Below are 16,045 nucleotides of genomic sequence, written 5' to 3'. Positions count from 1 at the left end.
GAGCTTATGGATACCTGGATTTATCTGTCGCAGGGCTTCGCCGTCGCCATGACGCCGGAAAACCTGCTTATCGCCCTGATCGGCTGCTTTGTCGGCACCATTGTCGGCCTGCTGCCGGGGCTCGGGCCAATTAACGGCGTCGCCATTCTGCTGCCGCTGGCTTTCGCCCTGCACTTACCCGCGGAATCGGCGCTGATCCTGCTGGCAACGGTCTATATCGGCTGCGAATACGGCGGGCGTATTTCATCTATTTTGCTGAACGTGCCCGGCGATGCCGCCGCCATCATGACGGCCCTCGATGGCTATCCGATGGCGCAGCAGGGGCGCGGCGGCGTCGCGCTGTCGATTTCCGCCGTCAGTTCCTTCTTTGGGTCGATCATCGCCATTGGCGGCATCATCCTGTTTGCGCCGATCCTCGCCCAGTGGTCGCTGGCGTTTGGCCCGGCGGAGTATTTCGCTCTGATGGTCTTCGCTATCGCCTGTCTCGGCAGCATGATGGCGCAAAATCCGTTGAAATCGTTCCTCGCGGCATTAATCGGTTTGGGCCTGGCGACAGTAGGTGTAGATGCGAATACCGGGGTCTATCGCTTCACCTTCGACAGTGTGCATCTCTCCGACGGCGTGCAGTTTATTGTGGTAGTTATCGGCCTGTTCTCCGTTTCTGAGATCCTGTTGATGCTGGAAAGCACCAGCGGCGGACAAACGCTGGTACGTAAAACCGGGCGGATGCTGTTTAACACCAAAGAAGCTGCACAATGCGTCGGCGCAACCCTGCGCTCCTCGGTGGTCGGCTTCTTCGTCGGTATTCTACCTGGCGCCGGGGCAACCATCGCCAGCGCCATCACCTACATGACGGAGAAAAAACTCAGCGGCGACAGCGATAACTTTGGTAAAGGCGATATTCGCGGCGTCGCGGCGCCGGAGGCGGCCAACAACGCTTCCGCCTGCGGTTCGTTTATTCCGATGCTGACGCTCGGTGTGCCGGGATCCGGCACCACCGCGGTCATGATGGGCGCGCTGACGCTGTATAACATCACCCCCGGCCCGGCGATGTTCACCGAACAGCCGGATATCGTCTGGGGGCTTATCGCTGCGCTGCTTATCGCCAACGTGATGCTGCTGATTATGAACATTCCGCTGATCGGCCTGTTCACCCGCATGCTGACGATTCCGCTGTGGTTCCTGGTGCCAGCTATCGCGGCAGTCTCCGCCGTCGGCGTCTACGCGGTGCACAGTACCACCTTTGACCTGCTGCTGATGGTGGGGCTCGGCGTGCTCGGCTACATCATGCGCAAGATGCACTTCCCGATGTCGCCGCTGATCCTCGGTTTCGTGTTAGGCGAGATGCTGGAGCAGAACCTGCGCCGCGCGCTGTCGATCAGCAACGGTAATCTGGCGATTTTATGGGAAAGCGGCGTGACCAAAACGCTATTGGCGCTGGCCATTGCCGTCCTGGTAGTTCCGCCACTGCTGCGGCTGAGACGTCGGCAGCGCCAACGCCGCGCCGAGGCGAATATCGGCTAAGCCGAGGTATTCACCCAGTCGCGCAGCGCCTGACGTGAAATCTTAATCCCGCCATTTTTTAACGTTTCCGGCAGCCGCAGCCAGCGAATCGGCTGCTGGAAACGGGCAAGCTGATCCGCACTCCACGCCGCCAGCGCCGTTAACTCACAAAGGGTATCGCACTCGACGACGGCGACCGGACGCTGGCCAAATTCAGCATCGTCCAACGGTACGATAAAGACCTGTTCTACCTGCGGATGAGTGATTAATACGCGCTCGATCTCTTCCGGTTGAATACCTTCACCACCACTAAAAAAGAGATTATCCATGCGTCCCAGAACCATGAGCCGGCCATCGCGTAGCTCACCGCGATCGCGGGTGGCAAACCAGCCTTCCGCGTTGGTTAACGGCAGCAATTGACCATCGCGCCAGTAGCCCGCCGCCATACTCTCCGCCCGCAGCCAAATTTCACCAGCAACAATGTTCAATTCCCGCCCTGGCAATGCTGCGCCGACATCCGCCGCGCCATCGGCCTCTTTGGCGCAAACGGTCGACGCGAACTCGGTGAGCCCATAGCCGCAAAAGCTGCGGATACCGCGCGCTTGCGCCCGTTCAGTGAGTTCAACCGGGATCGCCGCGCCGCCGAGTAGCACCGCTTTCAGCGCAACCTCGGCGTCGTCATTGAGCAGGCGCCACAGTTGGGTCGGCACTAGCGATGCATGGGTACAGCCCTGCAACAGATGTTCCAACGGCTGTTTGTCACGTACCGTTAGCCGCGCGCCAGCCAACAGCCAGCGCCACATAATTCCCTGCCCGGAGACATGAAACAACGGCAGCGACAACAGCCAGTCGTCCTCTGCGGCAAAAGGCATCAACGCCAGCACGCCAGCAGCGCTCGCCAGATGGGCGTTGGCGCTATGCACCGCTGCCTTCGGCAGACCGGTTGACCCCGAGGTCAACGTCATCGAGGCGAAACGCTCTCCACGCCATGGCACAGCATGGGTTCCCGCAGCCGCTTGCAGCGTTAATGTCGGTAAAGCAACCGGCAGCGCGTCACCGTTAAGCGCCAGCTGATATTGCATGGTTAACGCGGGCAACAGCTCCTGCAGCAACGCTGGGGGCAACTGCGGATTAAGCGGCAGCACCCGCGCGCCACACTGCAGCAGCGCCAGCCAGGCAAGCAACGTCTGCGGCTGGTTATAGGCCCGCAACGCCACGCCCTGACCTTCCGTGACGCCTTGTTCGGCAAATCCTGCCGCCAGTGCATCAACGCGCGCGCATAGCTGTCGCCAACTTAGCGCCTGGTTATTCAGACGCAACGCCTGCGACTCGCCACGCAGCTGACGCCACTGACGCCACGGCCAATCGTTAAATATCACAACAGCCGCTCCAGCTCATCAAGGGTTATCGTCGGCAGCGAGCTTTCCGGCCATGGCCGCACCAGCTGCGCGCCCATCAGCGCCAGCGTATCGAGCCCGGGAATGGTCTGTGGCGTCAGCCAGGCGGCAACCCGCGCCAACTGGGTTAAGCCGAGACTGGACTCAATGGACGAGCTGATTACCGCGTTAAGCCCCAGCGCATGGGCGGCAGCGACCTGCTGCTGCACCTTTTGCAAACTGCCGGTCAGCGTCGGTTTGATGACCACCGCGCGCACGCCGGGCTCAGCGACAAAGCGGAAATCCGCCTCGCGCAGACTTTCATCCCAGGCAATGGCGATCCCGGTTTGTTGGCTGAATTCACGTGAGTCATCGCGGTTTTTACACGGCTCCTCAAGAAATGCAATACGCTGGCGATACGCCGGATTGACGTATTTGGCGAACTGCTGGGCTTTAAGCGGCGTCCACGCGCGGTTAGCATCAAGCCGCAGCTGCAGGTCAGGAATCGCTTCCAGCAGCAGATTAACCACCATGCCGTCGCGCACTGCCTCCCAGAGCCCGACTTTCACCTTCGCGACTTTCTCGCCGGGCATTGCCGTCAATTTGGCGAACAGTTCATCCGGGTCGCCGGAGCAGAGTGGCGCAACGCGATAGTCCGCCGCCTGCGGCAACTCACCGTTGATCTCAGCCTGCGCACAGCTGATGCCAAAAGCAACCGAGGGCAGCGCAGGTAACGGCAAATCCTCGCCATCATGCCAGGCCCGCGCCCATACCAGCAACGCGGCCTGCGCCTCTTCCAGTGTCTCTTCACTGAATCCCGGCAAGGGAGAAATCTCCCCCCAGCCTTCTCGCCCATCCTCCTGCAGGTGGATGAACAGCCCGTCGCGGGTTTTTAACCGCCGTTCGCGCAGAACCACGCCCGCGTCCATCGGTATCTGCCAGCGGTAAACCTGCGAAACACGCATTATGGATTCCGTTTAAATTTGCTGAAGTCCGGCTGACGTTTTTGGTTGAAGGCGTTGCGGCCTTCCTGCCCTTCTTCCGTCATGTAGAACAGCATGGTAGCGTTACCCGCCAGCTCCTGCAGACCAGCCTGGCCGTCGCAGTCGGCGTTCAGCGCCGCTTTCAGGCAGCGCAGCGCCATCGGGCTGTTTTGCAGCATTTCACGACACCAGCGCACGGTCTCTTTTTCCAGATCCGCCAGCGGCACCACGGTGTTAACCAGCCCCATATCCAGCGCCTGCTGCGCGTCATACTGACGGCACAGGAACCAAATCTCGCGCGCTTTTTTCTGCCCGACGATACGCGCCATATAGGACGCACCCCAGCCGCCGTCAAAGGAGCCGACTTTAGGTCCGGTCTGGCCGAAGATGGCGTTTTCCGCCGCAATGGTCAGATCGCACATCATATGCAGCACGTGGCCGCCGCCGATAGAGTAGCCAGCCACCATCGCCACGACCGGTTTCGGGCAAGTGCGGATTTGGCGCTGGAAGTCGAGGACGTTGAGGTGGTGAACGCCGGAGTCGTCCTGATAGCCGCCGTAATCGCCGCGGACTTTCTGATCGCCGCCAGCGCAGAAAGCGTGCTCCCCCTCACCGGTCAGGACGATCACGCCGATATTGTCGTCATAGCGGGCATCCGCCAGCGCCTGAATCATCTCTTTAACCGTCAACGGACGGAAGGCGTTGCGCACCTGCGGGCGGTTGATGGTGATTTTGGCGATTCCGTCGGTCGATTTTTGATAACGAATATCGGTATAGCCTTCGGAACAATCGTGCCATTCAACGGGGGCGTAGAGCATTGCTTCATCAAGAGAGATCATAGAATGTCCTTCAGTTAACTAGCCAGAATCTGCGCCAGACAGGCAATCGCCGCCGCGGGATTTTCCCGGTGCGCGTTGTGTCCGGCATGGTGAATGATATGGGTCTCGGCGGCGAGCGCTTGCGCAATAGCGAGAAACTTCGCATCGCGTTCGCCGCACAGGTAATGAAAGGGAAAATCGCGCGCCTGTAGGGGGAGGCGTAAATCGCCCTGCCCGGCAAGAGAGGTTGCCTGCAGCATCATCGCCAGCGCCGTTCCGTTATTATGGCGGCGTAGGGCGACCAGCGCCGCGCGCTGCGCCGCGTCCAGCGAGGCGAAAACCGGTTGCTGATACCAGTCGGCAAAGACCTGCGCTAACGGTTCGCGGCGGAATCGTTCTGCCCAACCGCTATCATTACGACGGCGCGCCTGGCGGGCTTGATCGTCCTGCAAACCCGGATGAGCGCCCTCGACGATCAGCCCGCGCAGGCCGGCGCGCGGCTGGCAGGCGAAGTTCATCGCCACGCGGCCGCCCAACGAGTAGCCAATCAGCCAATAGTCAAGGATGTTGTAACTATTTAACGTAGCCTGCAGTAATTCGCTGACGTCAGCAAAGCCGTCCACCGTGATATCCGCCGATCCGCCGTGCCCCGGTAGATCGAGGTACAGCCGCGGCCAGCCGTGGAACGCCTCGCCTACGTCACGCCATTCGTCGCGGTCGCCGGAAAAACCGTGCAGGAATACCAGCCAGGGATAACCCGCTCGACCGCTTTCTGCCGCCGCGCTGAGCATCACAGACGGCTGACCTGCGCCAGTAGCTGCTGGAGGGTATGTGCACCGTCAGTCTCATTAACCACCAGTTCAATGACCGTCGCCCCGGCCCTACGCCATGCCCCCGTCAGCGCCTCGTCCAGCGCCTGCCAGTTTTCCGGGCGATGATAAGCCAGGCCGAACATCGCCGCCGCGTGGCTAAAATCAACATCCTGCGGCATTAAATAGAACTGGCGACGTTCGTCCTGCGGCGTCGGCAGCAAGGAGAAAATCTGCCCGCCGTTATTGTTCACCACGATCAGCACCAGCGGCGCTGATGCCTGACGCAGTAGGGCCAGCGAGTTAAGATCGTATAACGCCGAGAGATCGCCGACGATCGCGAGCGTAGGTCTGGCGCTACCGCGTTGTACGCCAGCAGCGGTTGCCAGTAGACCGTCAATGCCGCTGGCGCCGCGGTTACTGTAGACCGGATAACCTGCCGGTAGCTGCGCCAGCGCGTCAATCAGACGAACCACCAGACTGTTGCCTACAAACAGCTGCCCCTGATCCGGCAGATAGCGCCGAATACGCTGCGCCAGTTGCGCTTCGCCAAAGGGTTCATTGCTGGCGACGGCAGCTTGCCACGCTTGCTCGGCGAGCGCAGGAATAGCAGTGGCCCACGGCTGACGTTTCTCCGCCGGGTGAAGTTCGAGCCAACGGTCAATGGGCGAGAGCAGACGACGCCCGCGGTGCTGGGCAGGATCGAGACGACCGGGCAGATGATCCACCAGCCAGTACTCATCCGGCTCGCAGCTCGCCTGCCACTGCAGGACGCGTTTGCCGGTCAGGCTGCTGCCGAGCTGAACGACGATTTGCGCCTGCGTCAGCTCGCTCACCGCTTTACCATTACCCAACCAGAGATCGGCGCACGGCAGCGGCTGCCCGGTTTGCGACAGGACATCGCCAATCAACGGCCAGCCGAGGGTTTGCGCCCACTCGGCCACTTTTTTACCTTCGGCGGCGCTCATTCTGCCCGCCACCACCACGCCGCGTTTTTGCCGCCAGAAGAACCAGTCGCGCTGTTTCTCGCTCTCGCGCTGCAGCGCCTGACGCAGCCAGGGTTTATCGCTCTGCCACCAGTTGCCAAGCTGCTGCTGCCATTCGAGACCGCTGTCGTCCATATCGCCATACAGCGGTTCAGCGAACGGGCAATTGATGTGAACACCGCCGCCGTGGAGTTCGCCCAGCGCCTGGTCGATGGTCGACACCAGCCAGCGGGCGGAAATATCCTGCGACGGTCGCGGCAGTGAAATGGTCTGCGAAGGATGAGAGGCAAACATTCCCCGCTGGCGAATCGCCTGATTGGCGCCGCAGTCGATAAGTTCTGGCGGGCGGTCGGCGGTCAACAAAATAAGTTTTTCACCGGTCAGCCCCGCTTCAATCAGCGCCGGATAGAGGTTGGCGGTAGCGGTGCCGGACGTCACGATAACCGCCACCGGTTGCCGGCTGGCCTTCGCCAGCCCGAGTGCCAGATGGCCGAGACCGCGTTCGTCGAAATGCGTATGATGAATAAAAGCGCGGTTTTCCGCCGCCGCCAGGGTTAAGGGTGTCGAGCGCGAACCCGGCGCAATGCAGATATGCTGCACGCCGTGGCGCGTTAAAGCTTCCAGGATCACCGCCGCCCAGCGTCGGTTAAATGCGCTTACTGACATGGAATTGTCCGGTATCAAATATTGGTGCTAAGTATAGATAAGGTAAAGTGGCGCCGTTTTGATATACGTCGTCTCTCTACGCTTCTGAAAGTAATAACGATCGTAATCCTGCCGCTTTATTTTCTATTTCTTGCCATTCCTGCTGCGGATCGGATCCGCTGACAATACCGGCGCCGGCATACAACCTGAGAGTATCGTTCTCGACTTTTGCCGAGCGCAGCGCCACGCAAAACTCGCTTTGCGCCAGCGACAGATAGCCTGCGGAACCGGCATACCATTCTCGGGTAAACGGTTCATGCCGGGTGATAAACGCCAGCGCCGCCTGACGCGGCAACCCGGCCACCGCCGCAGTAGGTTGCAGTTGCAGCAAACAACAGCTGTCATCGGGTTTGGTTAGTTCGCTCCAGATGCAGCGGCGCAGATGCTGCACTTTACGCAAGCGAACCACCTGCGGGGGCAGCACGTCCAACGCGGACGTCTCGCTCTGCAGACGCTGGCAGATATCTTCCACCACCAGCATATTTTCGCGCTGGTTTTTATCGTCTTTCATCAGCCAGTTCGCCAACTGCTGCGCCTGAACGTCATCCTGATGATTGGCGACGGTGCCCGCCAGCGCTTCGGTACGCAGCTGCGGGCCGCGCCGACGCCACAGCCGCTCCGGCGTGGAGCCAAGAAACGCCTGCTGCGCGCTAAAGGCCATCAGGAAATGAAAACAGTTGAGGTTGCTGCGCCGACTGGCGGCCATAATCGCTACGGCCTGCAGCGGAGCGCTAAAGCGTAAATCCGTGGCCCGCGCCAGCACGACCTTATCCATTTCTCCGGCGCCAATCGCCTGTGTCGCCTGCGCAATCAGGTCGCGCCACAGCGGATATTCCGGCGCATGCTGTTCGCTCTGCAGCGTCGGCATCGGCGCCGGAATCACGTGCGCGGTATTCAGTGATTGGATAAATGTCCTCGCTGTCGCCGCATCGTCACGTAGCGAGGTAGCGCTATGCACCACCAGTCGCAGCGTCGCTTTACCGCCCACGCGGCGCCACTCCAGACGCGGCAGAAACAGGTTCCCCTGCAGCGGGTCGAACGCGTTCAGCCCACAGATGCGTAGATCGTTCCGCCCTTCGCCACACAAAAAATCGTGCGCCGCGGACAAAGAAGAAAAAGTTTTTACCGCCCCCAGCGCTGCCAGCTCTTCATCGCCGTTACGCTGCTGCCAATAAAATTGCGGCCAGCACGGCTGATGCGCACTCCACAGCAGTGGATCAAAGGCATCGTTAAGCGGGAAAGGGATATCGAAAATTCGCGTGCCGGGTGACAGTGGAAAATCTTCAGCCAGGTGGCCCAGCAGGCGCTCCAGCGCGGTGGAAACAGACAGCACGCAAACCTCCACGGAATTAAAAGCCCCACATTATAAAGGGTACTGCCAATAAATAGCAGTACCCATGATGAGGGAGCGGTCTTTATATCCGTCGGCGAACACACACCGCCGGATTCATTACAGGAGGAAAAGTATAGATAATAGAGAACGATACGCTAATATTATTTAGCTTCTTAATGGGTCACGACTTCACGCGCCATACCAATATGGGCAATGCCATCCTCATCATAGACATCCGTTACCGGGACGAAACCAAAGCTGGCGTAAAATTTCTGCAAATGCGCCTGCGCTCCCAGATAAATCGCCTTCTGCGGCCAGTGCTGCCGACAGCTCGCCAGCGCCTGTTCCATGAGCTGATAACCCAGCTTCTCGCCGCGCACGGCTGAACTCACAATGACCCGGCCAATCACCACCGGCTCGAACTCATCTTCGCTTTTGAGGATCCGCGCATAGGCCACCAGTTCGCCATCGCGCCAGCCGAGCAAATGACGGTTCTCGCCGACTAAGTCATCGCCATCGACATCCTGATAGGCGCAGGTTTGTTCAACAACAAACACCGCGCAGCGCAGCTTAAGCAGCGCATACAGTTGGGGAACGGTGAGTTCACTGTGGTGTAAATCTTGCCAGGTCATCATTTGTTACTCCTTATTGATATACTGATTCTTTACGACTCGCCTGAGGACACTGGACGATGGAATTAACATTTTTGGGGACATCCGCCGGTGTGCCGACCCGTACGCGTAATATGACGTCGATAATACTGAATTTGCAACAGCCAACCCGCGCTGAAATGTGGTTGTTTGACTGCGGTGAAGGCACCCAGCATCAGTTTCTCCATACCCCTTACCATCCCGGCAAACTGAATAAGATTTTTATCACCCACCTGCACGGCGACCATCTGTTCGGCCTGCCCGGCTTGCTGTGCAGCCGATCGATGCAGGGGAACTCGCTACCGCTGACCATTTACGGGCCGAAAGGGATAGCGGAGTTTATCGAAACCGCGTTGCGCCTGAGCGGCTCGTGGACCGATTATCCGCTTACTATCGTCGAAATAGGCCCCGGCCTGGTGTTCGATGACAGCGGCTATCGGGTGACCGCGTTCCCACTTAGTCATCCAGTAGAGTGCTACGGCTATCGTATTGAGCAGCATGACAAACCCGGCACGCTGGACGCCGCCCGGCTGATTGCCGATGGCATACGTCCGGGGCCGCTGTTCCATCAGCTGAAGCTTGGGCATCGCGTCGAACTGGAAGATGGGCGGGTTATTGACGGCAGTCGCTATCTCGGGCCGTCAACGCCGGGTAAAACGCTGGCCATTTTTGGCGATACCGCCCCTTGCCCGGAAGCGCTGGCGATGGCGCGCGGCGCGGATGTGATGATTCACGAGACCACCCTTGAACAAGCCATGGCCGAGAAAGCCAATAGCCGTGGCCACTCCTCCAGTCAGCAGACCGCTACGCTCGCCAGAGAAGCGGGCGTCGGCACGCTAATCGCCACCCACTTTAGCTCGCGCTATGATGCCGAAGGCTGCCTGCGCATGCTGGCGGAATGCCGGGAGATTTTCGCCAATACCGTGCTGGCGGAAGACTTTATGACGTATCGGGTAGAGTAAAACGGCAGGCATAAAAAAACCGCCGGGATTCGGCGGTTTTTTGTATACGGCGCTAATTACATCAGCGGCGTAGCCAGTTGCACAATGCTAATCAGCGGCTGCGGCCACACACCGAGCAGCAGTACCAGCAGCGCGGAGATCAGCACCACGATACCACCGGCGCTGTACTGCCAGTTCGATGGCGCATCACGGTTCAACTGCTCCGGCGCACTCAAGTACAGGCTGACGGCAACGCGCAGGTAGTAGTAAAGACCAATCGCCGAGCCGACAACCACGGCAGCGACCAACCACCACAGGTGCGCATGCACACCGACGGCCAGCACGTAAAACTTACCGATAAAGCCAAGGGTCATCGGAATACCGGCCAGCGACAGCATCATCACCGTCATCACCGCCGACAGAATCGGTCGGTGCCAAAACAGGCCGCGATAGGAGAACAGCGAGTCGGCGTCCGGGCCGCGGTACGGGCTGGACATCAGGCTGACGACGCCGAAAGCGCCGAGGCTGCTGAACAGGTAACCCGCCAGGTAGACACCGACGGCTTCCATCGACATTTCGCCGCTCTGCAGGGCGATTAACGCCACCAGCAGATAGCCGAGGTGCGAGATAGAAGAGTAACCGAGCAGACGCTTAATGTTGGTCTGGCTCAGCGCCATCAGGTTACCAAAGATGATGGAAGCGAAGGCGATCAGGCCCAGCACCACGCGTACCGCTTCACTGTTGCCCACCGGCATGTACAGGAACAGACGCATCACCACGCCAAAGATAGCAATCTTACTGGCGGTCGCCAGGAAGGTTGATACCGGCGCAGGCGCACCCTGATAAACGTCCGGCGTCCACAGATGGAACGGCACCAGCGACAGTTTAAAACCGAGGCCGACAATCATCAGGCCGAGACCCGCCAGCAGCAGCGGTTCGTGCAGCGTGTTGTCAGCAAGGCTTTTGCCCAGCGCGAGGAAGGACAGGTTACCGGAATTCGCATACACCAGCGCCATACCGAACAGCAGAAAAGACGACGCTGCCGCGGAGAGGATGGTGTATTTGATGCTGGCTTCCAGCGAACGTTTCTGACGGAAGGCATAGCCGACCAGGCCGAACAGCGGCAACGAAATCAATTCGATACCGAGGAACAGCGACGCCAGGTGATTAGCGCCAGCCAGCAGAATGCCACCCAGCGCGGCAATCAGCACCAGCAGGTAGAACTCTTCTTTGTTGTCCTTGTAACCCTCAAGCCATGGGTAGGCGAAAGTACAGGTCGCGAGGCTCGCCAACAGCACCAGCCCGGTGTAGAGCATCGAGTAGCCGTCAACGCGGATCATCGGCGTGACGTCCATCGCGCCGTTCTGACCAACAAACCAGAGCGAGACCAGCGCGGCGTTAAGCCCGAGAACCGACAGCGTGGCATTGAGAAAATGATTGCGTCGCCACGCAATGGAGAGCATCACAACCACCACCGTCAAGCCGACGATCAGCAGCGGTAGCAGTGCGATCAGTTGTTGTGGAGTTATTGTCATGGCGAATTACGGCCTTGTAGTAGAAACAGAATTAACAAACCACTGCTGAATGTTGCTCATCGCAGCATGCGAGGTGTCGAGAATCGGCTGCGGGAAGAAGCCCAACAGCACCAGCAGCACCACCAGCAGCAGGATGATAGACAGTTCACGCAGGGACATCCCCGGCAGTTCTTTCGCCGCGATTTCGCTTTTCGCTTTACCGAAGTAAGCGCGATGCAGCATCGACAGCGAGTAAACGGAAGCGAATACCAGACCAAAGGTCGAGATAACGGTAATCACCGGCACCACTTTGTAGCTGCCGAACAGAATCATAAATTCGCCGACAAAGTTACCGGTACCCGGCATACCCAGGGTGGCGACCGCGAAGAACATCGACATCGCCGGCAGCCATTTAATTTTGCTCCACAGACCGCCCATCTGACGCATGTCGCGCGTGTGCAGACGCTCATACAACTGGCCGCACAGGATGAACAGACCCGCCGCAGAAAGACCGTGGGCAATCATCTGAATCACCGCTCCCTGATAAGCCAGCTGGCTGCCGGTGTAGATAGCAATTAGCACGAAGCCCATGTGGGAAACGGAAGTGTAAGCAATCAGACGTTTGATATCGGTCTGGGCAAAGGCCATCCACGCGCCGTAGAAGATACCGATGACGCCCAGCCACATGGCGATTGGCGCAAACTCGGCGGACGCGTTCGGGAATAACGGCAGCGCAAAGCGCAGCAGGCCGTAAGCCGCGGTTTTCAGCAAGATGCCCGCCAGGTCAACGGAACCTGCGGTCGGCGCCTGCGAGTGAGCGTCCGGCAGCCAGCCATGCAGCGGCACCACCGGCATTTTCACCGCGAAGGCGATAAAGAAGCCCAGCATCAGCATGTATTCCACGCCGTGGGACATCGGAGTTTTCAGCAGTTCTTCATAGTTGAAGGTCCACACGCCGGTGGCGTTAAAGTGAACGAACGCCAGCGCCAGAATGGCAATCAGCATCACCAGACCGCTCGCCTGGGTATAGATGAAGAATTTGGTGGCCGCCGTGATACGCGTTTTACCGTCAGAGGCTTTGTGGCCCCACAGCGCGATCAGGAAGTACATCGGCACCAACATCATTTCCCAGAAGAAGAAGAACAGGAACATGTCGATGGCGAGGAACACGCCGATCACGCCGCCCAGGATCCACATCAGGTTGAGGTGGAAGAAGCCCTGGTATTTTTCGATTTCACGCCAGGAACAGAGCACCGCCAACACGCCGAGCAGGCCGGTGAGCACCACCATCAGCAGCGACAGACCGTCAATAGCCAGATGGATGCTAATGCCGAAGCGCGGGATCCACGGCATCACGAATTCCGACTGCCACTGCGGAATACCCGCGGATTGCGTCAGAGAATAGCCGCCCTGCATCCACAGCTGCAGGCCAAGCACCAGCGTCAGTCCCATGGTAATCAGCGCGATCCAACGCGGCATTTTTACGCCAAAGCGTTCAGTCTGCCAGCACAGGAAGCCGCCAATAAAGGGAATTAATATTAGCCAGGGTAGTAACATGGCGATCTTTATTCCTTGTTAAAGTCCCTAAGGGACCTGATTTTCAACGAATTCTCACAGAAAATTCACTTCAGTTTGAGACTTGTTTTGTCGGGTGGCGCTAACGCTTACCCGACCTACGGTCCCGTAGGCCCGGCAAGCACCGCGCCGCCGGGCAACACAATGGTTCTCAAACTCAACGCAATACCATCAGCAGAGCCAGCACCACCACCGCGCCGATGCTCATTGAAGCCACATACCAGCGCAGATAACCGTTCTCGCTCACCAGCAGGCCTTTGCCTGAGAAGCGGGAAAGGATCGCCGGAATGTTCATCAACGAGTTCAGCGGATCGCGCTTCAGCAGCCAGGCGATACCAAGGAAAGGTTTCACGAACACATTGTCGTATAACCAGTCGAAGCCCCAGGCATGGAACCACCAGGTACCGAAGAAGCGGCCAGGCGCGCTGTTGGCGATGGACGTCACCAGCGTGCGTTTGCCCAGCCACAGCCATGCGGCGATCAGGATGCCAGCGATAGCGATAACTCCGGAAGCAATCTCCAGCGTCATGACGCTACCGTGCGCAAGCTCAGTGGTCTGCGGCAGTACACCTTCCAGCGGCGGCACAATCAGCGCGCCAACGAAGGTGGACAGAACCAGCAGCACAATCAGCGGCAGATGATGGGTAATCCCCTTCCCTGCATGAGCGTGAATTTGCTCTTTACCGTGGAATACGATGAAAATCATACGGAAGGTGTACAGCGAGGTCATAAAGGCACCGACCAGGCCCGCCACCATCAGATTGATATGACCGTTGGCCATCGCACCCGCCAGAATCTCATCCTTACTGAAGAAGCCTGCGGTAATGATCGGCAGAGCGGACAGCGCCGCGCCCCCCACCAGGAAGCAGACATAGACCAGCGGAATAGATTTGCGCAGGCCGCCCATCTTGAAGATGTTCTGTTCGTGATGGCAGGCAAGGATCACCGAGCCGGACGACAGGAACAGCAGCGCTTTAAAGAACGCGTGGGTCATCAGGTGGAAGATCGCCGCATCCCATGCCTGCACGCCCAGCGCCAGGAACATATAGCCAATCTGGCTCATGGTGGAGTAAGCCAGGACGCGTTTGATGTCGGTTTGCACCAGCGCGGCGAAGCCCGCCAGCACCAGGGTCACCGCGCCAACGATACCGACCAGATGCAACACTTCCGGCGTCATCAGGAACAGGCCGTGGGTACGAGCGATCAGGTAGACGCCCGCGGTTACCATGGTTGCGGCGTGGATCAACGCGGAGACCGGCGTTGGGCCCGCCATCGCATCGGCCAGCCACGTTTGCAACGGCAGCTGTGCGGATTTACCTACCGCGCCGCCAAGCAGCATCAGCGTCGCCCACTGCAGCGTGGTGCTGCCGTTAGCGAAGTGTTGCGGCGCCAGCTCAACCATTTCGCGGAAGTTAAGGGTACCCAGTTCGTTATAGAGAATGAACAGCGCGAAGGCGAGGAACACGTCACCGACGCGAGTCACCACGAAAGCTTTCATCGCTGCGGCGTTGTTCTTCGGATCGGTGTAGTAGAAACCGATCAACAGGTAAGAACAGAGACCGACGCCTTCCCAGCCGAGGTACATCAACAGCAGGTTATCGGCCAGCACCAGAACGACCATGCTGGCGATAAACAGGTTGGTATAAGCGAAGAAGCGGGAGTACCCCTCTTCACCGCGCATGTACCAGGTGGCAAACATGTGGATCAGGAAGCCCACGCCGGTCACGACAGACAGCATCGTTAACGACAGGCCGTCCAACACCAGGTTGAAGCCGATGTTGAAATCACCGACCGACATCCAGTTCCACAGCGGCACGCTGACCGCCTGTTTGCCGTTAGCAAAAAAGTCGACGCCAACGTACGCCGTGACCAGCGCCGCCAGACCCACCGAGCCCATCCCAACCGCGGCGGATAGATTTTCCGACCAGCGCCCGCGGGAGAAGGCCAGCAGCACAAAGCCAATCAATGGCAAAAGAATGGTTAAGGCAAGCATGTTCATCCACGCAACTCACTTACTGAATCGATGTTCAGGTTCTGGCGGCGACGATGGAGCTGCAGCAGCAGCGCCAGGCCGATACTCGCTTCCGCAGCCGCAAGGCTGATGGCGAGGATATACATAATCTGACCATCAGTCTGGCCCCAGTAGCTTCCCGCTACCACGAATGCCAGCGCAGCGGCGTTAATCATGATTTCCAGGCTAATCAGCATAAACAGCAGATTGCGGCGGATCACAAGACCAGTCAGGCCGAGCACAAACAGGATCGCGGCGAGGATCAGTCCATGTGTTAAGGGGATCATGCGTGTTCCTCCGTTTTTCTTTTGTCGCTGTCGTTCACGCGGTTGCTCAGCACTTCACCGGCGCGTTCTTCGCGGCCAATGTGGAAGGCGACAACCAGGCCCGCCAGCAACAGCATGGAGGCCAGCTCCACCGCCAGTACATACGGTCCAAACAGCGCAATACCCACGTCTTTAGCGCTAATCGCCGCGCCGTCGATACCCTGGTCATTAATCCCCAGGATGGCGTAAACAATCACCACCAGCAGCACCGCGGAAAGGATGGCCGGGCCAATCCAGATCCCCGGTTGCAGCCATTTGCGCTCCTGTTCGATTTCGGTGCCGCCCAGATTGAGCATCATCACCACGAAGACGAACAGCACCATGATGGCCCCGGCGTAGACAATAATTTCCAGCGCACCGGCGAAGTAAGCACCCAGCGAGAAGAACACCCCGGCAATCGCTAACAGCGAAATAATCAAATACAGCAGCGCATGTATCGGATTGGTATGGGTAACGACCCGCAAGGTTGCGAGGATGGCTATCAGGCCACAGATATAAAAAGCGAATTCCATTGC

At 58.8% G+C, this 16,045-nt stretch carries 14 protein-coding genes; 2 read left to right on the top strand and 12 right to left on the bottom strand.

Translation table 11 applies throughout. The annotated features are described in order from the left end of the window. The first annotated feature begins 6 nt into the window (after positions 1-6). A complete protein-coding gene (locus tag PYR66_07185) occupies positions 7-1,524 on the top strand; it encodes a tripartite tricarboxylate transporter permease (protein WEF29487.1) in 1,518 nt (505 codons plus the stop codon). Here the strand turns inward: PYR66_07185 and menE are convergent. The 7 genes from menE to PYR66_07150 all read right to left on the bottom strand — a co-directional run bounded on the left by menE (position 1,521) and on the right by PYR66_07150 (position 9,148). Beyond that, positions 1,521-2,882: an o-succinylbenzoate--CoA ligase gene (menE, locus tag PYR66_07180; protein WEF29486.1), complete on the bottom strand. Its 1,362-nt coding sequence runs from the start codon at positions 2,880-2,882 to the stop codon at positions 1,521-1,523. The genes PYR66_07185 and menE overlap by 4 nt on opposite strands. Beyond that, positions 2,879-3,844, bottom strand: a complete 966-nt coding sequence (gene menC, locus PYR66_07175) for an o-succinylbenzoate synthase (GenBank protein WEF29485.1) — start codon at positions 3,842-3,844, stop codon at positions 2,879-2,881. The genes menE and menC overlap by 4 nt, the downstream gene beginning before the upstream one ends. Then, a complete protein-coding gene (menB, locus tag PYR66_07170) occupies positions 3,844-4,701 on the bottom strand; it encodes a 1,4-dihydroxy-2-naphthoyl-CoA synthase (GenBank protein WEF29484.1) in 858 nt (285 codons plus the stop codon). The genes menC and menB overlap by 1 nt, the downstream gene beginning before the upstream one ends. 14 nt (positions 4,702-4,715) lie before the next feature. Further along, positions 4,716-5,474 carry a 2-succinyl-6-hydroxy-2,4-cyclohexadiene-1-carboxylate synthase gene (gene menH, locus PYR66_07165; protein ID WEF29483.1) on the bottom strand — a complete coding sequence of 253 codons (759 nt, stop codon included), beginning with the start codon at positions 5,472-5,474 and terminating at the stop codon, positions 4,716-4,718. Beyond that, on the bottom strand, positions 5,471-7,141 hold the full coding sequence (menD, locus tag PYR66_07160; GenBank protein WEF29482.1) for a 2-succinyl-5-enolpyruvyl-6-hydroxy-3-cyclohexene-1-carboxylic-acid synthase: 1,671 nt from the start codon (positions 7,139-7,141) through the stop codon (positions 5,471-5,473). The genes menH and menD overlap by 4 nt, the downstream gene beginning before the upstream one ends. Before the next feature lie 76 nt (positions 7,142-7,217). Further along, positions 7,218-8,513, bottom strand: coding sequence for an isochorismate synthase MenF (gene menF / locus PYR66_07155; GenBank protein ID WEF29481.1), 1,296 nt, complete (start codon positions 8,511-8,513; stop codon positions 7,218-7,220). 173 nt (positions 8,514-8,686) lie between these two features. Beyond that, positions 8,687-9,148: a GNAT family N-acetyltransferase gene (locus tag PYR66_07150; GenBank protein ID WEF29480.1), complete on the bottom strand. Its 462-nt coding sequence runs from the start codon at positions 9,146-9,148 to the stop codon at positions 8,687-8,689. Between the two features lie 56 nt (positions 9,149-9,204). On the opposite strand from PYR66_07150, the gene rnz reads away from it, so the two are divergent. Continuing rightward, positions 9,205-10,125, top strand: a complete 921-nt coding sequence (gene rnz, locus PYR66_07145; GenBank protein ID WEF29479.1) for a ribonuclease Z — start codon at positions 9,205-9,207, stop codon at positions 10,123-10,125. Between the two features lie 56 nt (positions 10,126-10,181). Here the strand turns inward: rnz and nuoN are convergent, their stop codons facing one another. The 5 genes from nuoN to nuoJ form a co-directional block, all read right to left on the bottom strand. After that, complete coding sequence (gene nuoN / locus PYR66_07140) at positions 10,182-11,639, bottom strand: NADH-quinone oxidoreductase subunit NuoN (protein ID WEF29478.1); 1,458 nt, start codon at positions 11,637-11,639, stop codon at positions 10,182-10,184. A gap of 6 nt (positions 11,640-11,645) precedes the next feature. Then, positions 11,646-13,175 carry an NADH-quinone oxidoreductase subunit M gene (gene nuoM / locus PYR66_07135; protein WEF29477.1) on the bottom strand — a complete coding sequence of 510 codons (1,530 nt, stop codon included), beginning with the start codon at positions 13,173-13,175 and terminating at the stop codon, positions 11,646-11,648. A 175-nt stretch (positions 13,176-13,350) separates the two neighbouring features. Then, a complete protein-coding gene (gene nuoL, locus PYR66_07130) occupies positions 13,351-15,192 on the bottom strand; it encodes an NADH-quinone oxidoreductase subunit L (GenBank protein ID WEF29476.1) in 1,842 nt (613 codons plus the stop codon). Beyond that, complete coding sequence (nuoK, locus tag PYR66_07125) at positions 15,189-15,491, bottom strand: NADH-quinone oxidoreductase subunit NuoK (GenBank protein WEF29475.1); 303 nt, start codon at positions 15,489-15,491, stop codon at positions 15,189-15,191. Before nuoK ends, nuoL begins: the two co-directional genes overlap by 4 nt. Next, positions 15,488-16,042 (bottom strand): NADH-quinone oxidoreductase subunit J, encoded by a 555-nt coding sequence (nuoJ, locus tag PYR66_07120; protein WEF29474.1) that lies wholly within the window; start codon positions 16,040-16,042, stop codon positions 15,488-15,490. The genes nuoK and nuoJ overlap by 4 nt, the downstream gene beginning before the upstream one ends. Positions 16,043-16,045: the final 3 nt, after the last annotated feature.

Source organism: Klebsiella aerogenes (assembly GCA_029027985.1).
GTDB lineage: Bacteria > Pseudomonadota > Gammaproteobacteria > Enterobacterales > Enterobacteriaceae > Klebsiella > Klebsiella aerogenes_A.
Note: the sequence above shows the minus strand (reverse complement) of the source record. Positions and strands in the feature narration are given on the sequence as shown.